The organism is Nostoc sp. (genome assembly GCF_036917435.1).
Taxonomy (GTDB): domain Bacteria; phylum Cyanobacteriota; class Cyanobacteriia; order Cyanobacteriales; family Nostocaceae; genus Nostoc.
Map to the genome: position 1 here is coordinate 101,750 of NZ_JBALDM010000013.1, position 23,019 is coordinate 124,768.

General features: G+C 41.7%; 16 protein-coding genes and 1 pseudogene. 8 read left to right on the forward strand and 9 right to left on the reverse strand.

Going from position 1 to position 23,019, the window contains the following annotated elements; genetic code table 11:
- Positions 1-769: 769 nt before the first annotated feature.
- From V7K98_RS28880 to V7K98_RS06095, 3 genes and pseudogenes are all read left to right on the forward strand, one after another.
- Positions 770-1,522: pseudogene (locus V7K98_RS28880) on the forward strand (PAS domain-containing protein); the annotation flags it as partial.
- A 45-nt stretch (positions 1,523-1,567) separates the two neighbouring features.
- A complete protein-coding gene (locus V7K98_RS06090; protein ID WP_442940399.1) occupies positions 1,568-3,943 on the forward strand; it encodes an ATP-binding protein in 2,376 nt (791 codons plus the stop codon).
- Between the two features lie 281 nt (positions 3,944-4,224).
- The gene (locus tag V7K98_RS06095; protein ID WP_335019926.1) at positions 4,225-6,810 is read left to right on the forward strand and encodes a GAF domain-containing protein; all 2,586 of its coding nucleotides are present in this window, start codon (positions 4,225-4,227) and stop codon (positions 6,808-6,810) included.
- A gap of 81 nt (positions 6,811-6,891) precedes the next feature.
- Here the strand turns inward: V7K98_RS06095 and hisC are convergent, their stop codons facing one another.
- Positions 6,892-7,971: a histidinol-phosphate transaminase gene (hisC, locus tag V7K98_RS06100; protein WP_335019927.1), complete on the reverse strand. Its 1,080-nt coding sequence runs from the start codon at positions 7,969-7,971 to the stop codon at positions 6,892-6,894.
- Positions 7,972-8,210: 239 nt separating this feature from the next.
- Here hisC and V7K98_RS06105 point away from each other — a divergent pair, with 239 nt between their 5' ends.
- Complete coding sequence (locus V7K98_RS06105; RefSeq protein ID WP_335019928.1) at positions 8,211-8,798, forward strand: rRNA large subunit pseudouridine synthase E; 588 nt, start codon at positions 8,211-8,213, stop codon at positions 8,796-8,798.
- A gap of 206 nt (positions 8,799-9,004) precedes the next feature.
- On the opposite strand, the gene V7K98_RS06110 is transcribed toward V7K98_RS06105, so the two are convergent.
- The 5 genes from V7K98_RS06110 to V7K98_RS06130 form a co-directional block, all read right to left on the reverse strand.
- On the reverse strand, positions 9,005-10,276 hold the full coding sequence (locus tag V7K98_RS06110) for a hypothetical protein (protein ID WP_335019929.1): 1,272 nt from the start codon (positions 10,274-10,276) through the stop codon (positions 9,005-9,007).
- 218 nt (positions 10,277-10,494) lie between these two features.
- Positions 10,495-11,778 (reverse strand): diaminopimelate decarboxylase family protein, encoded by a 1,284-nt coding sequence (locus V7K98_RS06115; protein WP_335019930.1) that lies wholly within the window; start codon positions 11,776-11,778, stop codon positions 10,495-10,497.
- Positions 11,766-13,604 carry an asparagine synthetase B family protein gene (locus V7K98_RS06120; RefSeq protein ID WP_335019931.1) on the reverse strand — a complete coding sequence of 613 codons (1,839 nt, stop codon included), beginning with the start codon at positions 13,602-13,604 and terminating at the stop codon, positions 11,766-11,768. The genes V7K98_RS06115 and V7K98_RS06120 overlap by 13 nt, the downstream gene beginning before the upstream one ends.
- A 5-nt stretch (positions 13,605-13,609) precedes the next feature.
- A complete protein-coding gene (locus V7K98_RS06125) occupies positions 13,610-14,233 on the reverse strand; it encodes a DUF3859 domain-containing protein (protein WP_335019932.1) in 624 nt (207 codons plus the stop codon).
- Between the two features lie 287 nt (positions 14,234-14,520).
- Positions 14,521-14,670 carry a hypothetical protein gene (locus tag V7K98_RS06130; RefSeq protein ID WP_335019933.1) on the reverse strand — a complete coding sequence of 50 codons (150 nt, stop codon included), beginning with the start codon at positions 14,668-14,670 and terminating at the stop codon, positions 14,521-14,523.
- Between the two features lie 324 nt (positions 14,671-14,994).
- Between V7K98_RS06130 and V7K98_RS06135 the strand changes: the two genes are divergently transcribed.
- On the forward strand, positions 14,995-16,026 hold the full coding sequence (locus V7K98_RS06135) for a VOC family protein (protein ID WP_335019934.1): 1,032 nt from the start codon (positions 14,995-14,997) through the stop codon (positions 16,024-16,026).
- Positions 16,027-16,095: 69 nt separating this feature from the next.
- On the opposite strand, the gene V7K98_RS06140 is transcribed toward V7K98_RS06135, so the two are convergent.
- Both V7K98_RS06140 and uvrA read right to left on the reverse strand, forming a co-directional pair.
- Positions 16,096-16,344, reverse strand: coding sequence for a DUF7219 family protein (locus V7K98_RS06140; RefSeq protein WP_335019935.1), 249 nt, complete (start codon positions 16,342-16,344; stop codon positions 16,096-16,098).
- Positions 16,345-16,755: 411 nt separating this feature from the next.
- A complete protein-coding gene (gene uvrA, locus V7K98_RS06145; RefSeq protein WP_335019936.1) occupies positions 16,756-19,644 on the reverse strand; it encodes an excinuclease ABC subunit UvrA in 2,889 nt (962 codons plus the stop codon).
- Between the two features lie 214 nt (positions 19,645-19,858).
- Here uvrA and V7K98_RS06150 point away from each other — a divergent pair, with 214 nt between their 5' ends.
- From V7K98_RS06150 to V7K98_RS06160, 3 genes are all read left to right on the forward strand, one after another.
- Entirely contained in the window at positions 19,859-20,050 is a 192-nt protein-coding gene (locus tag V7K98_RS06150) for a hypothetical protein (protein ID WP_335019937.1), read from the forward strand.
- A gap of 85 nt (positions 20,051-20,135) precedes the next feature.
- Positions 20,136-21,272 (forward strand): AI-2E family transporter, encoded by a 1,137-nt coding sequence (locus V7K98_RS06155; protein ID WP_335019938.1) that lies wholly within the window; start codon positions 20,136-20,138, stop codon positions 21,270-21,272.
- Between the two features lie 208 nt (positions 21,273-21,480).
- Positions 21,481-21,948: a tellurite resistance TerB family protein gene (locus V7K98_RS06160; RefSeq protein WP_335019939.1), complete on the forward strand. Its 468-nt coding sequence runs from the start codon at positions 21,481-21,483 to the stop codon at positions 21,946-21,948.
- A gap of 186 nt (positions 21,949-22,134) precedes the next feature.
- Here V7K98_RS06160 and V7K98_RS06165 read toward each other — a convergent pair whose 3' ends face one another.
- Entirely contained in the window at positions 22,135-22,887 is a 753-nt protein-coding gene (locus tag V7K98_RS06165) for a hypothetical protein (RefSeq protein ID WP_335019940.1), read from the reverse strand.
- Positions 22,888-23,019 lie beyond the last annotated feature (132 nt).

Genomic DNA, 23,019 nt, shown 5'->3' on the forward strand with positions numbered 1-23,019 from the left:
GCAGATGTTTGAAAATCCCTGATTTTACGTTGTTTCAATATCAGATTGAGCATGTCTTCTCTTGTGAAAACATCTCCTAAAACCGAATGTATTCTGACTCCTTCTTGAATTAATTTTTATTTTTCAGAGATTAATTATATTAATAACGTAAAATTTAAAAAAAAGGATCAGTAATTATCTATATATATAAGTACCAAAATCTTGGAAACGGGGCTTGAGTAGCAGGCGATGCTATTGGCGAAATATTTCTTCACATTGCCCACCAAGGAAGCTCGATGTCTGGAAGAGCTGGAATCTCGCCTTGGAAACAGCTTTTTTGGGTGATTTAGAAACTGTCAACCAAAAGTTTTAGTTCTGCAATCATTCTATTTAAGGCTTTTTGGGCGGCTTTATAACCAGAAGCCTGCCGCCCCAACTTTCATTCAAATAAAATGCGAAGCGCTAACGCGCCGCTTTGCTAAGGCATATTGTATCAAAATCCACAATGTCATAAACAAAAGTAACTGCTGAGTGTTCCTTCAGTGTGGATTATTAAATTAATTACATTTTTTACCTATAGGCAGTATACAGAAGCGCTAAGTTGTGCATTGAGATTATCCACGTTTCCAGTTGCGACACTGGCATTACCCATTGAAACAGATTATATTTTATATTACTCACTGACTCCAACGGCTCTTTATCCAAAACTATCTTGTCAATTTTCAGTACAGGTGAACACCTAGATTTTCTATCGGTAGTTAAAGCCTCTCAAACTATATCTAGTGAAATTGTGCTTTCGCGGTTGTTGAAGACATTAATACAAATTGCGATCGAGCAAGCAGGAGCAGAAATCGGTTATTTATTGCTGGAACATGAGCAAAATTTGGTAATTGAAGTAGAAGCTAAAGTTAATCCCCAAGAAGAAAAGCTCAATATTTCTCGAACCGTATTTGAAGGCGAAATTTCACAACTTATTCCGCAATCAATATTAAATTATGTTCAACGAACTCAAGAAACAGTGATTTTGCATAATGCAACTGAGCAAAATCTCTTTTCTGGAGATGATTATTTAATCCAAAAACAACCTAAATCTGTACTTTGTTTAGCGATCGCACGTCAGTCAAAATTACTTGGTATTTTATATTTAGAAAACAATCTCATCCCCAGCGCCTTTACACAGGAAAAACTTTCCGTACTGGAAATTTTGACAGTTCAAATTGCTATATCTCTAGAAAATGCTCGTCTTTATCAAGGTTTAGAGAACAGTCAACAACAACTTAACTTAGCGTTAAAATCTGGCAAAATTGGTGTTTGGAGTTGGGATATTGCTAAGGATCATTTTAACTGGGATGAGCAGATTTATCAACTATTTGGGTTAACACCTGAAACCTTTGCTGGCACTTCAGAAGCAATCTTCGATTGTCTGCATCCAGACGATCGAGAATTATTGGCTCAATCCTTGAGTCGAGCGATTAACGAAGGTCTAGAACATAATTTAGAATATCGAATTATTCGAGATGATGGCAGTATTCGCTACCTAGCCTGGCGGGGAAAAGCCTTTTTTAACGAAGCAGGTAAAGCGAGAGAGATGAGTGGTGTTGTAGTTGATATCACCGATGTCTACGACGAGCTTCTCTACGAGACGCTGCGCGAACGCTTACACAAACAAGCTGAAGCCGAACGTATCCAGCTAATCCAAGAGCAAACCGCCCGTTTAGAAGCAGAAGCCGATCGGCAACGAGCAGCGTTTTTGGCTCAAGTCAGTGCCACACTAGCTTCTTCTCTCGATTACAAAAGTACGCTAGTAAGTGTGGCAAACCTGGCTGTGCCTTATTTCGCCGATTGGTGTAGCGTCGATCTCTTGCAAGACAACCAATCAATTAATCGGGTAGCAGTTGCCCACCGAGATCCAGAGAAAGTTAAACTCGGTTGGGAACTTCATCAGCGTTATCCGAGAAAATTGGATGAACCTCATGGCGTGCCGAAAGTACTGCGTACAGGAATTGCTGAAATAGTAACTGAAATTTTAGATGCAGCCCTAGTAGAAGGCATTCCAGATGCAGAGCATCTAAGAATCATACGTGAAATTGGTTTAAAGTCCTGTATAATTCTTCCCTTGATGGCACGGGAAAGAATTTTTGGGGCAATTTCGTTTTTTACATCGGAATCAGAACGTCGTTATAGCACGGCTGACTTGTCACTAGCTGAAGATATTGCTCATCGAGCCGCGATCGCCATCGATAATTCCCGCCTTTACCAAGAAGCGCAGCAAGCCCAAAAAACGGCAGAAATAGCCCTAGAGCGCATTGCCCGTCTTCAATCGATCACATCTGCCCTTTCCGAATTGCTGACACCAGCCCAAGTATCTGAGGTCATTGTAGAGCAGAGTATGGCTGCCTTGGGAGCTAGTTCTGCCCTCGTTGCCTTGGTGAATGAAAACAAGACTGAGTTAGAAATTGTGCGGGCGGTTGGCTATAACCAAGATTTGGTAGACACTTGGCGGCATTTTCCCATTGATTCGCCTTCTCCTTTAGCCGAAGCTGTGCGAACTGGACAACCTATTTGGGCTGAATCGAAACAAAATAGAATATCTCGTTACCCTCATCTAGCTGAAGCTTACACCCAATATGATATTGATGCCTGGATTTCTATTCCCTTGATGGTGGAGGGTTCGGCAGTTGGAGGTATAAGTTTAGGATTTACCCAACTTCAATTACTTAGTGGAGAAGATCAAGCATTTATCTTGGCTATTGCTCAACAATGTGCCCAAGCGATCGCTCGCGCCCACCTTTACGAAGCCGAACGAACGGCGCGAAATGCTGCTGAATCAGCAAACCGCATCAAAGATGAATTTTTAGCAGTCCTCTCCCATGAATTGAGAACACCACTCAACCCAATTCTGGGATGGGCAAAACTGATGCGGAGTCGCAAACTTGACCAAGCAACAAGCGATCGCGCCCTGGAAACCATTGAGCGCAACGCCAAGTTACAAACCCAATTAATTGAAGATTTGCTTGATGTTTCCCGTATCCTTCAGGGTAAGTTGAGCCTCAATTTTGGCTCGATTAATTTGGTATCAGTTATTGAAGCTGCGATCGAGACAGTGCGTTTATCAGCACAGGCCAAATCCATCGAGATTCAGACAATTATTGAATCTGGTGTGGGGCCAGTTTTAGGCGATGCCAATCGATTGCAACAAGTCGTTTGGAATATTCTTTCCAATGCCATTAAGTTTACTCCTGGTGAGGGACAGGTAAAAATTAAATTAGAGCAGGTTGGCTCACAGGTACAAATCTGCGTAACTGACACAGGGAAAGGGATTGTACCAGAATTTTTACCTTATGTCTTTGATTATTTCCGGCAAGCAGATGGAGCCACAACCCGAAAATTTGGCGGTTTAGGTTTAGGATTAGCGATCGTCCGACATCTTGTAGAACTTCATGGGGGAACTGTGCAAGCAGAAAGCCTGGGCGAAGAACAAGGAGCAACTTTCACTGTTAGACTTCCATGTTTACAGAATGAAAGTAAAGGAATCAAAGATGGAATAAATAACTCTTTACTCCAGCCAGATAAGTCCTTACCCTTGTCTGGCTTAAAGATTCTCATAGTGGATGATGATGCAGATATGCGAGAATTTTTACCTTTTATGCTAGAGCAATATGGGGCAACTGCGACAACTGTAGCCTCAGCCATTGAAGCTTTAACTGCACTGAGTCAATTTCAGCCAAATTTGCTCATTAGCGATATCGGGATGCCAGAAATGGATGGCTACATGCTGATGCGACAGATTAGGAGCCTGAAACCAGAGCAAGGCGGGACAATTCCGGCGATCGCTCTAACTGCCTATGCTGGCGAGATGGATTATCAGCAAGCGATCGCTGTTGGATTTCAACAGCATATTTCCAAACCTGTAGATCCAGAAGAATTGGTAAAGGCGATCGGATCGTTAATGAAAAGTTTGTAGTCAGCGCCTCCAGTCCCAATATCGTGAATAACATTGTTTGATCGATTAAATCAGAGGGGTATGACCCTCTATTTATCATCTGTATCCGTCAGTGGGAAAGGGTTTTAGTCAAAATGTAGTTCTTAGTAATCAACTCCTAGCCTTATTCGCAGGATGACGCTAGCTAAACAAGCGATTAAACTATGGATAATATCAAAGCATTGTTGCTTTTAGCACAACCTACATAAATTTCATCTCATTCTTAAATTTAAAATCTCATCCTGCTATATAAAATACCAGTTATGTCAGTGTATCAAGGAAGTTATGGGGAAACCACCGATTTGATTATTGGTGTTCACAACCAAGAAAACCTCGAATTACAAACAAGTTCGGCTCCTGTGGGCGCTCTGACCACAAGAAAAGGAAATTTTTCTACGTTTCTTGCTCCCCTGACTCAAGATACTTTTAAGCAGGTCGTTCAAGATGTCGAGCAAAAATTACAGATTGTCCATCAAACCCTATCAATGCTTGATTCTCAGGGGTTTGAAACTCTTCTGCAAGAAATGTTGCATTCGATTACCTTGAAAACCGGGGAATTACTAGGGGCAGATCGGACAACAATATTTTTATTGGATGAAGAAAAACAAGAACTTTGGTCGATTTTAGCTGAGGGGGAAGGCGATCGCTCTTTAGAAATTCGCATCCCTGCCGATAAAGGCATTGCTGGGGAAGTTGCTACTTTTAAACAAGTTATCAATATTCCTTTTGATTTTTATTACGATCCGCGATCGCATTTTGCCCAAGAACAAGAAAAAAGAACTGGCTACCGCACCTACACCATGTTGGCTTTGCCACTGTTAAATGAACATGGACAGTTAGTTGCAGTAGTACAATTACTGAATAAATTAAAATCTGGAAGTAATCACGCCGATCCCCTTGCAGAACGCATTGATACTAAAGGTTTTCTCTCTGCTGACGAACAATTATTTCAAGAATTTGCCCCTTCAATTCGCCTAATTTTAGAATCCTCGCGTTCTTTTTATGTCGCCACCCAAAAACAAAGAGCAGTGGCGGCGCTAATGAAGGCGATCAAGTCTCTCTCTCAAAGCAGTCTTGATTTAGAAGACACCCTGAAGCGGGTGATGGATGAAGCCAAGGAACTGATGAATGCCGATCGCAGTACACTATGGTTAATAGACCGCGATCGCCATGAATTATGGACGAAAATCACTCAGGATGATGGTTCAACTAAAGAGTTGCGAGTCCCCGTAGGTAAAGGCTTTGCCGGTATAGTAGCGGCTTCTGGTAAAAAACTAAATATTGCCTTTGATTTGTACTACCATTCTGACTCTGATACAGCCAAACTACTCGACCAACAAAATGGCTATCGCACTTGTAGCTTACTTTGTATGCCAGTATTCAACGCCGATCAACAACTGATTGGCGTTACTCAACTTGTAAATAAAAAGAAAACTGGTGATTTTCCACATTATAATCCAGTTGATTGGCCCAAAGCTCCCGACTGCTTCCAAGCTAGCTTTGACCGCAACGATGAAGAATTCATGGAAGCTTTTAATATTCAAGCAGGAGTAGCGCTACAAAATGCCCAGTTGTTTGCCACAGTCAAGCAACAAGAACAAATGCAACGGGATATTCTGCGTAGTCTTTCTAATGGAGTGGTTTCCACTGATAAAACCGGGTTAATTATCGCCGCTAATGAAAGTGCCAAGCGGATGCTAGGGCTGGAGCTAGAAGACCGATTAGAAGGTAAATTGGTTACTGATGCGATCGCCATCAAAGAAGGTGACTTTAGCAAATGGTATCAAGATGCTTTACATGGAGTTGACTTAAGAGATCGCCAGCAATATTACCCCGATCGCACACTCATAACTACTGATATCAAACAGCACAGCATTAATTTATCCATTAATACAATTGCTGATGCCAGCGACCAAGAGCAAGTCCGGGGGGCGCTGGTGGTGATGGAAGACATCAGTGATGAAAAGCGACTCAAGAGTACCATGTACCGCTACATGACCCAAGAATTAGCCGAAGAATTGCTGAAATTAGATGATGCTAAACTAGGAGGCGATCGCAAAGAAGTTTCAATTTTATTTTCCGATATTCGCGGCTACACCACTTTGACAGAAAGCTTAGAAGCAGAAGAAGTGGTAAGTATGCTCAATGAATATTTTGAATCAATGGTGGAGGCAGTCTTTAAACATAAAGGCACTCTTGACAAATACATCGGCGATGCGATTATGGCTGTATTTGGTTCTCCTTTACCATTACAAGAACACGCTTGGATGGCAGTGCAAACATCCTTAGAAATGCGCGTTCGCCTACACGAATTTAATCAACGTCGCTATGCAGATAATAAGCCTGGAATCAAGATCGGCATTGGCATTAATTCTGATATCGTGATTAGTGGGAATATCGGCTCTAGTAAACGGATGGAGTTTACCGCTATTGGCGATGGCGTTAATCTTGGCTCTCGATTAGAAAGTGTTAGTAAACAGTATGGTTGCGACATTATTATTAGCCATAACACTTTTAAACCATGCGAAGATAATATTTGGGCTAGGGAACTAGATTACATTCGTGTCAAAGGCAGAAATGAGCCAGTAGCCATATATGAATTACTGGGATTGCGTTCCAACCCGATTGAAAGCGAAAAATTGCAAGTCATTGAGCATTATCACAAAGGACGCGAGTATTACCTCAATCGCCAATTTTCCTTTGCTAGAGCCGAGTTTGCCAAAGTTTTAGCAGTAGACAATCAGGACAAAGCAGCTATGTTGCATCTGTTGCGTTGTCAGCATTGGTTACAATCACCTCCAACAGAGTCAGATTGGGATGAAGGAGTCTGGACATTTCTGGAAAAATAAGTATCGCCATTCTTCAACAAATAATATAGCGGTTCTCGGTTGAGTGAGATACACCCGTAGGGGCACAGCACTGCTGTGCCCTTACACTTCGCTAATGTTGTACTGCATCTGAATGGGAACCGCTATAAGCGCCTCTAATAAAGCCTGATTTTGTTCATCAGTACCAACAGTGATCCGTAATTTATCATCTAGGTTAAACTGCTTGAAGTAACGGATTAAAATTCCCCGTTCCTTCAGTTTTTGATAGAGATATTCTGCATTTCTTTGTGGAGGCTGTACCAGCAAAAAGTTAGCCTGGGAATCCCAAACATGAAAACCTAACTGTTTTAAATCTGTTGCTAACTGAGTCCGTGATGCCTTAATCTTTGCTACACAAGCATTTTTATAAGCTTGATCGGTAATAGCAGCCGTGCCAATTGCACAAGCGATCGCATCAATGTTATAGCTATCCTTAACTTTAAACAATCCCTGCAACAGTTTGGGATTCGCCACCCCAAATCCCAACCGCAATCCAGCTAACGAATATCCCTTAGATAGAGTGCGAATTACGATCACATTTTCATATTCCTTTACCAAATCCAATGCATTTTCTTCGGTAAAATCTATGTATGCTTCGTCAATCACTAAAACTCCAGATAACTTACTGGCTAATTTTCGTAAATCCTTTGTTGCCACCAGATGCCCCGATGGACTATTAGGCGATGCAATCAATGTCACAGAACCATCAACAGCAATCAGTTCTTCCACAGGTAAACTGTAGTCCTCGCTGTAGGGAATCTCAATAATTTCCGCCGCTTGCATTTCTGTTAATGTGCGATATAGCACATAAGTTGGCATTGGATAAACTACCTTTTTCCCAGGCTCTACACAAGCTCGAATTATCACACTCAACAATTCGTCACTACCATTTCCGACAATAATCCAATCGCTAGGAACTCCTAAAACTTTACTTGCAGCTTGCCGGAACTCCCCACCGAAAGGTTCTGGATACCGCCGCAACCACTCACCATCAATATTTTGTAGCACAGCTAATGCCGCAGGAGAAGGGGGATAGGGGTTCTCGTTGCTGTTGAGTTTGATAATCTGTGTACCGCGTTGAGGCTGCTCACCTGGCACATAGCTAGCCATTGCATCAACGTTGGAGCGAAAGTAATTAGTCATAGGGAATTGGGTGTATATCTTAAGCAAATTTCAAGCCACAATTTCTGACGATAACGTTTTTTGTCGTTTCCATCAAAAAATAAGCCTTTGTAACAAATTTTTTACTGGTTTTTCTTTCTTTTGCCTTGTTCCGTCACGTTAGAAAATAAAAGCATGGAAGCATAGAGAAATAACTAATATCTCATCCCCAATTCCCAATTCCCAATTCCCAATTCCCAATCCCCAATTCCCAATTCCCAATGAGATATATTATTTTTTACAAACCTTATGGCGTTCTCAGCCAGTTTACAAAAGATGCTCCTACACATATCACCCTGAAAGATTATATTGATGTACCTGATGTGTATCCTGTGGGACGCTTAGACTGGGATAGTGAAGGGCTGCTGCTGTTAACAAATGATGGCCAATTGCAACATCGTCTTGCTCATCCGCGTTTTGGTCATAAACGTACTTATTGGGTACAGGTAGAGCGAATTCCAGATGCAGATGCCATACAAAGGTTGCAAACAGGTGTAGAAATTCAAGATTACCGCACTCAACCAGCAGAAGTGAGGCTTTTACCAAAAGAACCACAGCTACCTGAACGCACCCCACCGATTAGATTTCGCAAAAATGTACCCACGGCTTGGTTGGAAATGGCTTTGACAGAGGGAAAAAATCGCCAAGTTCGGCGTATGACTGCGGCTGTAGGGTTTCCGACTTTGCGGCTGGTCAGAATCAGCATAGGCCACCTAAAATTAGATGACCTACAGTTAGGTGAATGGCGCGACCTTACCACATCTGAATTGCAATTTATGCATAATTTTGGTAAATCGAAATTGGTGTAAATAATTGGTCTTTGAAGATCCGATAAATCGCGTCTCTATATCAGGGTTTTGGGCTTATAACGGTTCTCAATTGCATGGAATACAGAACCTAACCCCCAGCCCCTTCCCTACAAGGGAAGGGAAGTAAGATTCAAAGCCTCTCTCCTTTTAGGAGAGAGGTTTGGAGAGAGGTCAAACTGTATTGCATCAAAACGAGAAGCGCCATATCAACCAAAACTTTGAACAACATACATATCACTACCAGTATCCCCTATTAAAAGTAAGTTGCTGTCATCACCTTCTAGATTTCGACTGCCAGCAATACCCTTTTGCAGTACTTGAATCAGCCTTTGGGGAGTGAAAGATTCTAATTCTACAAACTTTCCAGATTCTAACCAGGCTAATTCTTCAGCAGATAAACTTTGACGAACTTCTTGAGGTAATTGTTTAGCTTCTTGTGCCGACTCTGGAGAAGATTGAATGAACATTCCGCGTTTGGTAGCAATAATTTGACGTGGCGTTAGTCCGATATCAATAATTGCAATCTCGCTATTGAGAAACCAATTAGCGTTGGTTTTCAAATTATGAACTAAACTAATTCCTTGTGGATTGCAATCATGTATTGCATAAACTTTCAAATCAGCATTGCGGCGCAACATTTGCATTGTGGTGTCAAAAATGCTTTGGGGATATCCAGTTATGCTGAGAATTGCACAGTTATTTTCAAAGTGGAAATTATTAGCAATTAATAGTTGAGCAATAGCAGCAGTATCACAAACAACTAATCTATCAAAACTGTAAGCTGTCACATCAGGATTAACCGTAGCTGGTGTATTTTCCTCACGCGGAAGCGGAAAAGGTAGGATTTTAAGAATTGAACCATTGATTTGCTGCCAACGACCTAGCCAATCTTTAACTTGAGATTCAGGAAATAAAAATTCTTGTGTTAATAATCCAATTCTCCCTAGCTGTCGAGTTCCTAAATATATGGGCAGCATTCCCATAATCACAGCAATGAAAAAGAGGAGGAATGAGTTTGAGACGAGACTTAGTAAAATTCCTATGGGAAGGATAATTCCTCCTATGATTTGTAAATTCCTCGCATGATGTTTACGACTTGCAGAATTGAGTTTATTTGATTTGCTACTTTCATAGAAGAAAATAATAAATCCAAGATTTACTATTAATGGAATAAAAATAGTTAGCGATGTAATTAAATTAATAAAGAAAAAAGGGAAAAGCCAGCTAAATCCTAAAAATGACTTCGGACTTTTTCGTAGACGATTATCTAGAAAATAAAGCAGTTGCTTGGGTGTAAAAAATAAGGTGTTATTTGCAGAAATGTCAGCGATCGCCTTTGCAAAAAAAGGGTCAGTTATCTTAACACTGCCCATACTAGTTGGCTCAAAGGCAAAGACGTGATTGCATTTTACACAACGACCTTGATTATCTGTCCGGTCTTTTAGTTTGTTGTCAGTTCCGCAGTTAATACACTTCATAATTTTTATTTGATGTTAGTTATCAAGTAGTCATGAAAAAAGCTATGGCGGCTCTCAGTTGAGTAGGTACTGAACCCCACCCCCAACCCCCTCCCCGCTTGCGAGAAGGTGGCTATGATTAGGGCTATATTCTTCTTCTCTGTGTTCTCTGTGCCTCTGTGGTTCGTTATTCTTTAAATCCAACTATCTCTCCCAAATTTCAGATAATAGAATAGTTCTTAACTCAATACCTGATTTACAAGCAAAACACTGTAGTCTTCTCGTTGGCGAATCAAGCGATGTATGCCATTTTCTAGCAAAACTTCGGCAGGTTTAGGGCGGTGTAAAAAGTGAGACGACATGGCATAGCCATAAGCACCCACATCTAAAATGGCAATAATATCACCAATTTCTAACGCCGGGAGTTGACAATTTTTACCTAGATAATCTCGTGAATAAGTAGTATTACCGCAAATATCAGTTGTGAATAGAGAATGAGGATTGTCTGCTTGTTTCCAAGTAACAATTTCGCGGTAGCCGCCGTGTACTGATGGTACTGAAAGATTAGCAACAGTGGTATCAACTCCGACAATCTGCTTTTCTCCTTGCCATTTCACAGAAACAACTTGAGCTAGCATTGTTGCACATCCTGCGATCGCACTTCGTCCCGGTTCAATCACCAAATCAATCTCTCGCCCTAATCGCCTAATTCTCTCACTTAACTCACTCCCAAAAATTTCCCAATCAAAGGCTGTTTTGTTGTGGTGATATGGATAGCCAAAGCCACCACCAAAATCTAAATATTCCCAATCTGGTAACAGTTGTGCTGTGGCAATTACTGTATCAATTACTTGAGTGAAAGCAGTTGTGGCATTAGTTCCAGTCCCTCGATAGAAGTGTAAACCACTCAGCTTTAATCCAAATTTATGAGTTAAAGCGATCGCATCACCAAATTCTTCAGGACGTACACCAATTCGGCTATCTCCAGTAATTTGTGGCAAATTTAAGCGTAAACCCAGCCGAATATCTTTCTGTGTGCCTTTGGGCAAAACTTCGCAGCACACCTGTAATTGAGCGAGACTATCAAAATTGAGAGTTGTAACTCCCCAATTCAAGACTTGTATCATCTCCGCCCGATTCAAATTACTACCGCTATAAACAATCTCACTAGGATCGAAACCAGCTTGCAATCCCAGGTAAATATCTCCTGGCGTATTAGCGTGAAGCCCCCACCCAAATGAGCGAAAAATTTTTAACAGCGTAATATTGCCATTGGTAACGCTTGCAAACCGAAATTGTGTGCGCGGATAATTGACAGCTTTAGTAATGCGTTCAATAGTTTCACGCAAGCGATCGCCATTATAAACATAAAGGGGAGAACCATAAGTACTCAGCAACTCCTGGGCAAGTTCCCCAGAAAATGGGAGACATAAGGAGATTAATTGCTCACTCCCAACTCCTACCTTTTGTACAGACGCGATTAATCGCGTCTCTCCTAACTCTTTTTTATCTAACCTTGCCATCGCTTGTAGTTCCTCCATAACCAACGATGTAACCAAAAAGGATGATCCCAAGACTGTTTGCTGAGTTTTTCATTTAAAACGTGCGATCGCCAAAGTTGCCACATAATAAGTAACCAGAGAGTTTCACCAATCCGCCTACCTTGAATACCTGCTCCAAGTTTGCCTTCAACGATTTGTGCCGCGATATGAGGATAAAAGTGATTATTGGCGCGAAGTATTTCAGGATTGAGCCAGATACCCAGCTGATGCCAAAAATCATTTAAACACCAAGAAGTTAAAGGAACCCCCATCCCCCGCTTTTGTCGCCAAACAATCTCAGGCGGAAGCCAATTTTCTACGGCACGTTTGAGGATATATTTTTCACAGGCTCCTTGCAAACAGAGTTCTCCAGATAGGCTAAATGTCCATTCTGCTAGAGGTAAATCACAAAAAGGCGATCGCACCCACAACCCATGTGCAAGCCCCAATGCAGTCGCACGGGGATGGATATTCTGCGCCCCTTTGAGCATCAGACTCGCACTGCGCAAGCGATGCAGCAAAGATGGACACTCATCTTGATTAAGAGCCGCCAACAGCCAATCTTCAGGATGCAAATTTTGGATCTGTCCATAAGCTTCCGGCTGATAAACTTGAGATTCGTATCCCCCAAGACGGTGAAAAGTGCGGAGATATTGTTGGATAAAAGTTTCCTCTCCGGCGGGATTTTCTGCCTGATAAACACCTGCCGCAATTAAAGGTTTGTTCGTCCAACCGGCAAATAATTGATCTCCACCTTCGCCGTTAAAAATTACTTGAGTTTCTTGACTCGCCCTTTCAGATAGGAGATACAACGGCACACACACGCCATCCCCAAAGGGCAAATCTAATGCTTGCACTGTCGGAATTAAGGCATTCTCGATCGCACTTGGGGTTACTGCAACTTTAACAAGCGGAATTTTCAGAAACTCGGCGACTTGTTCAGAGTATGGATATTCTGGAATGCCTACATCACCAAAATCTAGAGTGTAAGCGCGGACTTTCACCCCTGCTTGTACCAGCAGTGCCGCCACCACTGAAGAATCGAGTCCGCCAGAGAGAAACACCCCAACAGGCTCATCCTTTAAATCGCCAATCTGTCGTTCAATGGAGTTTTTAAGGAGAGTTTGCAATTCGGTAATTGCTGTAGCTTCATCTGTTAACTGTTTTGGAACTTCCCGCCACGAGTGGATATTTTTAGATTCAGGCGATCGCAGTTTACCTGATTGGCGATCGCTCTGCCAAACTAACTCAGTTCCAGCCGGCACTGCAAACACTTCTTTAACAGGAGTTAAAGGTGTAGGGACGTAAGAAAAACAGCTATAGCCATATAAGCCAGGAATGCTAACTTCTGATTTTTGTAATATCGGTAAAAGTAGTTGCAGTTGGGATGCAAACCAAATCGCTTGTCCTTGCTGAGTCCAATACAAAGGCATCTTTCCAAAAGGTTCTCTACCCAAAATTAGGCAGTTATTTTCTTGGAGACTTACCCAAGCATCAGGTGAAGTTAATAATCCTGATGCCGAAATCGCAGCAATTTGATTTTTTAGCAGTGGGGAATTTCCATCAAATCCTAGATAAGCAACATTCCAGATGGGAAGAGGATGATTTTCTTGTAGAGATAACTGATTTTTCTGATCTAACCCCCTAACCCCCTTCCCTACTAGGGAAGGGGGAAAAGTCAAAGCCTCTCCCCTCGTAGGGGAGAGGTTTGGAGAGAGGTTTTCCAAAGTACTAATTAACAGCGCTTCCAACTCGCGTTGAGCGCCGTAACCCCAATAGCCAAGAAAATGATGCGGAATGTTACCCATCTTGACTATCTCACTTCAAAGGTTTCATCGCTAATCTGCCGACCTTCCAGAAACATCTGCACCTTCCAATTGCCAACAGTTGCAGCCGAATTAATCGTGTAGCGACACTGAGTATCCCAGACAGATGTATTAATTTCGCGGGTTTGATAGTTGTTTTGCTTGACAATTTGACCACTTGGGTCAACCCAATTACAGGATAGAGCCAGCTTTTTACCCAAAGGTGCATCCTTTAAAGTGACACGGTAAAAAACTTCTGGATTGGTTTGACGGGAAATTGTCTTCAAGTCACCGCCAGTATTTGATACCAAGGTAATGCGGTCTTGTTGAGCAGAAACACGGGAAAGTACAGAATTCTGTTGCTGGATGAAAAATATTGTAGATGCACTCAATATCACCAAAACTGCAACAACTCCAGAGGCAATCCATCGATTCCGGCGTTGTTGTACCTCCAATGCTTGGCGGCGATTTAACTGAATCAGCGCTTCATCTAGTAACTCAGGCGGTAAATTCAACTCCTGCAAAATTTCTTTAACCTGCTGCTGGTCTAATTCAGCTTCCCGACGCACTTGCAGACCTTCTACTTCTCTGACTATTTGTGATAATTGCTCCTGAGTCAGTCGCTGCGTCATAGCTTAACTCCTGTTAAAAAACTTTATGGTGATTCTTGATTATGTAAGTGGGTCAAATTAAATATAAAACCTCACCCCTGCCTCTGGCTTCCTTTTCTTTACTAAGGCTGCGGCGTACACACAAGTTTTTTAAAGCTGCCCTACACCCAATACTGCGTAGGTTTTGCCCAAAAAATAAAAATGTGTAGGTTGGGTTGAGGAACGAAACCCAACATTTGACGAGGTTTGTTGGGTTTCGCAAAGCCTCAACCCAACCTACGAATATTTTTAACCGAGCAGTATTGGCGTTACACCTTAGCTTGCAATGCCAATACATCGACCTGCAATGCCAATACATCGACCTGCAATGCCAATACATCGACCTGCAATGCCAATACATCGACCTGCAATGCTAATACATCGACCTGCAATGCTAATACATCGACCTGCAATGCCAATACATTAACTTGTAAAAATTAGGCTACGCTACGTTACGCAGAAATTAAAAGATTTGTGTGTACAAGGTAGCCTTACTAAGGAGAGGGATTGAGGATGAGGTTTGATCTTATATTGAATTACGCCTACCTACTTACGTGAAATCAGAAGAACTCTATACTCACTTTTGTAGGTACATCATAAGCTACAAAATAAGATTGTTGCTTTTCGGATTCTTTCTGAGATACTTTTGTGAACCTTAAGAATTTATCTTGTTCTTATGCTCCCTATAAGAATCAAGACTGAGTAATTTTGATCCAATCTAAAATCTAAAATCCAAAATTATTATGACTCAAGAACAACAAACCGCGATTGAAGGTATCTATGAAGTCTGTATCGGCATCCCAGAACCAATTTCTGCAATTCAGTATTGGGAGCAATTTGGCTATCGCATTGGTCAAATAGGCGAATTAACCGCAGATGTAGCTTATCAATTATATGGAGTAAATTCGTCTTTACACTCAATCCGTCTCTACCATCAAAATTCAGATCATGGTTTGATTCGGTTGATGGTTTGGCAAAATCCCACCCATGAAGGTTTGGGAATAGCATCGATGAAAATTAAAGGAAATCGTTGGGCAACAAGCTTAACAACAGATGTATTAAGTATCTTAAATCATATAGAGGATGCAAAAGCCGCAGGTTTCCCTATTAGACACTCTCCCCCGTATTGGGAAGTCATCTATAACAAAGAGAGAAAAAGCCGTCCTTTTATTGAGCCAGCAGTTGGTGTACGAGAAATGCTGCTATTGCAACCTTTAACTCGACAGGTTTTATTTCAAAGGTTTGGGTATACACTGCCACATTACGGACAAGTTAACCATAATGCAGCTCTCAAGACTAGTCAGTTTACTCATATAGGGATCATCGTTCAAGATGACAGCAAAGAAACCCTGAAGTTTTATGAGGAAGTTTTAGGTTTGTTGCGTGTGCGTGATGATGTCGAAACTAGCTATGAATCTTCGCCAGCCGGTCGAGATATTTTTGACCTTAACCCTGGTGAAAAGTTTATTGTTACTACTTTTGACGATCCGCGTTCTTCTAAGTCCGATGTGATGGCTGCACGTAGTGGTAGACTTTATATTGTCCGATTCCCAGAATCTCTTAATTTAGAATCGCGCTTTGAAGCAGCCCAACCAGGTAGCTTGGGTATGTCTTTATATACCTATCGCGTTAAGGGAATACAGGAGTATTGCGATCGCACCAAAGCAAGTACTGCACAAAAAGTTACAGACATCACTACTAATGAGTTTGGCGAGACAAGTTTCTCTTTCGTTGCACCAGATGGCTATTTCTGGACTTTGCTAGAAGCTAATTAACTGTAGATTGGGTATAGGGTATAGGGCATTGGTAGTTATTGACCATACTCTATACCCAAAAACTAGTTTTCATTTATCTATGCCAATAGCCAGTTCCTTTTTGCTATGCTTCAACTGTTTCCAAAGCACCTTCATTTTCTCGTAAGCTTCTTCTGGAGATATTTTACCTGCTGTTTCTAGACAAGAGAGATAAGTAATTTTTTGGGCAAATTCTTGGAGATTGGCATTAAATGCTAAAGTTTCTGGCTGGAATTTACCATAATATCGACTACGAGGGTAAAGAAAGCTATTTTTATCTTGCGAATTAGGCTCTGTCATTAATTTGCTCTCTATTAATTTTTTACTAGAGTTCTCGATTTGAGTTCTATCTACGTGTAAATACACATCGAAAGGTTCCAATTCCAGAATAAGTTCATATTATAGCTGTTTGCAATTGAGTCCAATACAGAGCTAACCCCCAACCCCTTAAGAGCTAGGGGGAGTAAGATTCAAAGCTTCTCTCCCCTAAGAGGCTACGGTGTACACACAAGTAGTTGTTGACGGCGTTTTAAGATTTATTCCTCTTTCTTTTTACTTTTTACTTTTTATTTTTGCCTTGTTCGGTGAGGTTTTTCTCTTGTTTTGGGTAATTCGATGACTTGTGTGTACACCGTAGTCCCTAAGAGGAGAGAATACAGATCATCGTAGGGGCACAACATGTTGTGCCCCTACCCGTGTACTTGGAAAAGACTAAGATTTCATCGCTGGATATTGTTTCAAAACCTGCTGCAAATATTGCCCAGTATAAGACCTGGGATTTTTTGCAACTTCCTCCGGTGTACCCACAGCAATCAATTCTCCCCCTTTATCGCCACCTTCTGGCCCCAAATCTATCACCCAATCAGAACAACGAATTACATCTAAGTTGTGTTCAATTACTAAAATCGAATTACCTTTATCTACCAATCTTTGCAAGACATCTAACAATTTGTGGACATCGTAAAAAGATAACCCTGTTGTCGGTTCATCGATTAAATAAAGTGTCTTACCTGTGGCGCGGCGAGATAGTTCTGTTGCCAATTTTACCCGTTGGGCTTCCCCACCAGATAAGGTAGTCGCAGGTTGTCCTAGTTGCACATAACCCAAGCCGACATCAAATAAAGTTTGCAAACGCGCGATCGCTTTGGGTATATTCTGGAAAAAGTCTAAGCTCTCCTCAACTGTCATTCTCAGGACATCTGAAATCGACTTATCTTTATACTTCACCTGCAATGTTTCGCGGTTATATCTTGCACCTTTACAAATTTCGCATTGCACGTAAACATCGGGAAGAAAGTTCATTTCAATAACATTCACACCCTGTCCGCTACAAGCTTCGCAACGTCCACCCTTAACGTTGAAGGAAAATTGTCCAGGTTTGTAACCCCTAGCTTTCGCTTCTACTGTTTGGGAAAATACATCCCGAATGGCATCAAAAATTCCTGTGTAAGTCGCAGGGTTAGAACGTGGTGTACGTCCAATTGGGGATTGATCGATAACGATCGCTTTATCAATCGCGTTTAATCCCTGAATTTTATCCAAATGTCTGGGTAAGGGAACTTTCTTAGTTAAATGGTGTTGCAGAGATGGATACAGTAATTCGTTAATTAGGGTAGATTTACCAGAACCCGACACACCAGTAATAGAGACGAGTTTACCTAACGGAATGTCTACATCTATATTTTGTAAATTGTTGCGATGAGCATTTTTAATTCCCAAACTGCGCCCATTTCCTTCTCGGCGTTCTGCTGGTGTAGTAATTACCCGTCTTCCTGATAAATATGCACCCGTTAAAGAATCTTCTGCTGCTAATAACGCCTGAAAATCACCTTGGGCGACAATATTTCCGCCGTGAATTCCTGCACCAGGGCCAATATCAACTATATAATTGGCTGCACGAATTGTTTCTTCATCGTGTTCAACAACTATTAATGTATTACCCAAATCGCGCAATTTCGTTAAGGTTTTGAGTAATCTACCATTATCTCGTTGATGCAAACCAATACTTGGTTCATCTAAAACGTAGAGAACTCCTGTTAAACCAGAACCAATCTGTGTTGCTAGCCGAATTCGTTGGGCTTCGCCACCAGAAAGGGTCATGGCGGGACGATCGAGGGTGAGATAATCTAAACCGACATCTAACAAAAATTGCAATCTAGCTTTGATTTCTCTCAAGACTAAATCAGCAATTTGTAACTGGCGATCGCTCAATTCAAATTTCTCAATTCTCTCTCGACAATCTCGAATTGATACGGTAGTCAAATCTAAAATTCCATATTGTCCCAACTTCACCGCCAAAGCTTCCGGTTTTAACCGTTTTCCCAGACAAACTTCACACGGTTGATCGATTAAATACTGCTCTAATTTTTGCTTAACTAATTCCGAACCGCCCTCATATTGCCGTTGCAAAATCGGAATAGCACCTTTAAAACTTTGCTTCCTTAGTGCTTCTGCGGCTCGTTCATCTTTTTCTCCATACAAAATAATTTGTTTCTGTTCTTCTGTCAGCTTGCCCCAATTTGTCTGTAATTCAAATCCATAAATCTGTCCTACACTATAGAGTAATTCCAGATAATAAGAATTATCTTTTTCTGACCAAGGCGCGATCGCAGCATAAACTGGCGCTTCCCAGTCGGGTACAATCAAATCTGGCGCAAATCTTCTTAAAGTCCCGATTCCATGACAGTGCGGGCAAGCACCATAAGGCGAGTTAAACGAGAACAATCGCGGCGATAGTTCCTCCATTACCGCGCCATGTTCTGGACAGGCAAAATTTTCCGAAAATACTAATTCTTCTTCTTTCTCTTGTCCATCGTCACCAAGCAAAGTTACAAGAATGGCCGCAATCCCACCTGATTGTTTGAGACACGTAGACAGGGAATCAACTAAACGCTCCTGAATATCAGGTTTTTTCACCAAGCGGTCAATTACCACTTCGATGGTGTGGGTAAAATTTTTATCCAATTCAATGGAATCTGACAATTCGCGGATTTCACCATTAATTCGGACGCGGACAAAACCCAGGGAAGCCAGACTTGACAAAAGCTTACGATGTGTGCCTTTCTTCCCCCGGACAACGGGTGCTAGGATTTGGAAGCGGGTGCGATCTGGTAATTCCATGATGCGATCGCACATCTCATCGATTGTCTGGGGTGCAATACAGCGATCGCATATCGGACAATGGGGTTCGCCAGCCCGACCAAATAACAGCCGCAAATAGTCGTAAATCTCTGTCACCGTCCCCACAGTGGAACGCGGGTTATGAGACGTTGATTTTTGGTCAATAGAAATTGCTGGACTTAAGCCCTCAATGGCTTCCACATCCGGCTTATCCAGTTGTCCGAGAAATTGGCGGGCGTAGGCGCTAAGGGATTCTACATAGCGACGTTGCCCTTCAGCGAAAATCGTGTCAAATGCCAGGGAAGACTTACCAGAACCCGAAACGCCAGTGAATACGATTAGGCGATCGCGTGGCAATTCCAAGTCAATATTTTTCAGATTATGCTGCCTAGCACCCCGAATCCGAATGGTATTCTGGCTGTTGTGGCTGGGGTACGGAAGATGTCCATTCAAGGATGCTGCTAGCTGTTTGTCTGACATATTGGGCGGCGAAGAAGGAGTTTCTGATGAAACAGTCCTTAATAATACTATCTTTAATTAGTTTATAGTAGAACAATCGTACTGTTTTACTTAGTTCTTTTTCCAGATTCATGCCGCAGACATATTAAGGATTGTATCCGTAGGTTTATTGTAGAAACTGGGCAGTATAGCCCAAATTCGAGTACATCCACAAAAATTTGTCTGCCGCACCTTTATGGGAAATCAACTAGGATTGGTTCTGAAACTACTTTTACTCTCAGCTTTGTTATCGCTATTAATTAAGTATGCAGGGCCAAGTGTACCAATTCCGGCGACAGCAACCAACGCGCTAATTATAATATTGTCGCCGATTGTGATTATAGCGATCGCGCTACTGTGGCGATTCCAAGCACAGAAATTAACTTAAACTATGTACACACAAGTAACTAAAATCAGCTAACCTAGCTGAATTACAACAAAATTGCATCTCGCCAACCGTTGGGAGTCAGCCTGTGAACCTCGGTCAATGGATCGGCTTAATCGCCATAGTTCTTTCTTTATACATCCTGTGGCAAATTCGGGAAGTCCTTTTGCTCATGTTTGCCGCAGTTGTCTTAGCCACCACCTTAAATCGGCTAGCAAAACGCTTCCAACGCTTTGGGATGAAGCGTGGATTCGCCGTCCTCTTAGCAGTAGCAATCTTTTTTGCAGGTGTCGTGGGTTTTTTCTGGCTAATTGTCCCACCATTTGCCCAGCAGTTTCAAGAACTAACCTATCAGGTTCCTAAAGGGTTTGGGCGCTTTAATAATTGGCTTGATGCTCTAAGAACTCGTATTCCTGACCAGTTGGTTCCTTACATCCCAGATATCAACAGCCTCATCCAACAAGTACAGCCCTTCGCCAATCGCTTGTTGGGAAACTCCTTCGCCTTTGTATCTGGATCTTTGGAAGTCGTTCTCAAGATTTTGCTAGTGTTGGTTTTAACAGGAATGATGTTAGCCGATCCCCTAGCTTATCGCAAAGTATTTGTACGGCTTTTCCCCTCATTTTATCGGCGGCGGGTAGATGGGATTTTAGATAAATGTGAAGTCTCCTTGGAGGGATGGATTACAGGCGCTTTCATTGCCATCTGTGTCGTGGGGCTGATGAGTTTCATTGGCTTATTAATTTTGCATGTCAAGGCAGCACTAGCTTTAGCGGTTTTAGCGGGATTTTTTAACTTGATTCCCAACCTAGGCCCAACAATGAGTGTAATCCCAGCAATGGCGATCGCATTCTTAGATGAACCTTGGAAAGCGATCGCTGTCTTGATTCTCTACTTTGTCATTCAACAGGTTGAGAGCAATTTTATTACACCCGTCGTCATGGCGCATCAAGTCTCACTGCTACCCGCTATAACCTTAATCGCCCAACTATTTTTCGTTACTTTCTTTGGCTTTTTAGGATTATTTCTAGCGTTACCCCTGACTGTTGTCGCTAAGATTTGGTTGCAAGAAGTGTTAATTAAAGATGTTTTAGATGAATGGGGAAACGATCATAAAAAAGAGACTGAGTTGGTAGTAGTTTCTGAATCTCCTTTAGCAGATGACTATTGGACAGCAGATAGTCCAGATGTTAATCGGGAGCAACTGATTGATGATGATATTTAGTCCAGCTTTTGGGTTTGCTGTACACAAGTCCTTAAAACCTTGATATTCAAGGCAATTTAACCGTTTTTATCCGTCGAGGTATATTCCTCGGCGGATTTTTTATGAAGAAATATTTATACAAATATATTTTTCTGCATTCTTTTGGGAATCCTACATTTTAGGAAGCTTTTCACTTCCTGAAATATCACGTAACTTTTAGAGGATAATTATGTCTACACGCAAATTGCCCAAAGGCCGTAGTATTAGTTCAGTTGCTCTAGAACCAGAAGTTGCGATCGCAATCCTTGGACTATTTTCCGCAGCATCTGATGGTGAAGGTATTTCTTCAGTAGAAGAATATGCTTTAAGCGAATTTCTCGGTCGGGTTGAATTATTTGAAGATTACTCTGAAGAAGACTTTGAAGAATTGACCGAAAAAGTCGTCAACTTGATTGAAGAAGAAGAACCAGAAGATTTAATCGCCCAGTCCATCGAATCCTTACCCAATAAAAATTATCGTGAAACTGCATACATCACAGCTATCTTAGTAGTAGGCATTGACGAAGAAGTACCCGAAGCAGAACAAGATTATATCTCTGAGCTTCAAGAAGCCTTAAAGATTTCAGACGAACGCGCACAAGAACTTATAGACGCAGTGTTCGGGGAAGATGAAGAGGAAGAGGAAGATGAAGAGTAAACTTTTTTAAACGAAGGCTCTATTTCCCCCTTTTTAAGGGGGATTTAGGAGGATCTAAAACTTTTGATACCGATAAGAGGACTTTTCAAACAACCTCTAACAATCGTTTTTTAATTACATTTGAAGAGTGTTGTAACCAAAGTTAACGTATCGAAAACGGCTTTTTCAGAGGTGGAACAGTTTAGCCTAGCTAACCGCGCTAGTGACAGGGTTAGCTATTTTTGATGCTATGGTTTTTCTAACTTTTATCATTGCACCAAGGGCTACTAGGGAGCCGACTGTAGGAATGGTTGCGCCTCCTGGAGTGTCGAAGGGGACTGCTATGGCATTACCATTTGCAGTTACCATATCGAAACGCCTAGTTCCGCCAGATGTGTATCCTCCTCCAGTCCCAGAATACAAAGTCGGGGTACTTGGATCAAAAGCAGAAACTAGCCGGAAAGCAAAACTAGAATTGTTATTCACTGCGGTAATACTTGATAAGTCCACACTATAGGATAAAAAGCTACCATTACCACCAGTAATGGATGGCGCACCAAAATCCACAAAAGTACTTCCATTAGTAGAATATTGGAACTGAGCGTATTTACTTGCAGTACCTGAGTTGCGCTGATCCCAACTCACAATGATATTTTGATATCCTGCTGTACTAGAGGCAAATTGTACCCCAGCTATTTTGTCAAAAGTGCCGCCTTGGATTGGGTAACTGGCTGTAATCCAAGCCATATTAGTAGGAGTACTAAGATCGGTAGATCCAGCACCGCCGGCAAATGTGGCTGTTGTTCCTCCCACGAGTGAGGCGGTTCCATTACCAATATTAGGAGTTAGATCGGAATTGTTGAAATTCCACTGTGTGAAAACAAGTGCGTGTGCAGGCGCAGAAATAGCTACAGCAGCCACACTAACAGCCGTAGCGATTAACGTAGTAAATAATTTCATTAAATTTCGTAAAATATTTAAATTACTGATTGTATTTTATACTAAATATTTAAATATCGCCAAACATCTTGATCTTGATTTATCTCAGCTTTCTGTTTCTTTAGTCCCATTTCACCAGAAAAGCTCCTCCGC

Bases quoted from the DNA above. Each gene is read 5' to 3' on its own strand.
- V7K98_RS06125 (WP_335019932.1), bottom strand. From the start codon at position 14,233: ATGACGCAGCGACTGACTCAGGAGCAATTATCACAAATAGTCAGAGAA.
- V7K98_RS06165 (WP_335019940.1), bottom strand. From the start codon at position 22,887: ATGAAATTATTTACTACGTTAATCGCTACGGCTGTTAGTGTGGCTGCT.
- V7K98_RS06105 (WP_335019928.1), top strand. From the start codon at position 8,211: ATGAGATATATTATTTTTTACAAACCTTATGGCGTTCTCAGCCAGTTT.
- V7K98_RS06140 (WP_335019935.1), bottom strand. From the start codon at position 16,344: ATGACAGAGCCTAATTCGCAAGATAAAAATAGCTTTCTTTACCCTCGT.
- hisC (WP_335019927.1), bottom strand. From the start codon at position 7,971: ATGACTAATTACTTTCGCTCCAACGTTGATGCAATGGCTAGCTATGTG.
- V7K98_RS06120 (WP_335019931.1), bottom strand. From the start codon at position 13,604: ATGGGTAACATTCCGCATCATTTTCTTGGCTATTGGGGTTACGGCGCT.
- V7K98_RS06095 (WP_335019926.1), top strand. From the start codon at position 4,225: ATGTCAGTGTATCAAGGAAGTTATGGGGAAACCACCGATTTGATTATT.
- V7K98_RS06135 (WP_335019934.1), top strand. From the start codon at position 14,995: ATGACTCAAGAACAACAAACCGCGATTGAAGGTATCTATGAAGTCTGT.
- V7K98_RS06090 (WP_442940399.1), top strand. From the start codon at position 1,568: ATGAGTGGTGTTGTAGTTGATATCACCGATGTCTACGACGAGCTTCTC.
- V7K98_RS06110 (WP_335019929.1), bottom strand. From the start codon at position 10,276: ATGAAGTGTATTAACTGCGGAACTGACAACAAACTAAAAGACCGGACA.
- V7K98_RS06160 (WP_335019939.1), top strand. From the start codon at position 21,481: ATGTCTACACGCAAATTGCCCAAAGGCCGTAGTATTAGTTCAGTTGCT.
- V7K98_RS06115 (WP_335019930.1), bottom strand. From the start codon at position 11,778: ATGGCAAGGTTAGATAAAAAAGAGTTAGGAGAGACGCGATTAATCGCG.
- uvrA (WP_335019936.1), bottom strand. From the start codon at position 19,644: ATGTCAGACAAACAGCTAGCAGCATCCTTGAATGGACATCTTCCGTAC.
- V7K98_RS06150 (WP_335019937.1), top strand. From the start codon at position 19,859: ATGGGAAATCAACTAGGATTGGTTCTGAAACTACTTTTACTCTCAGCT.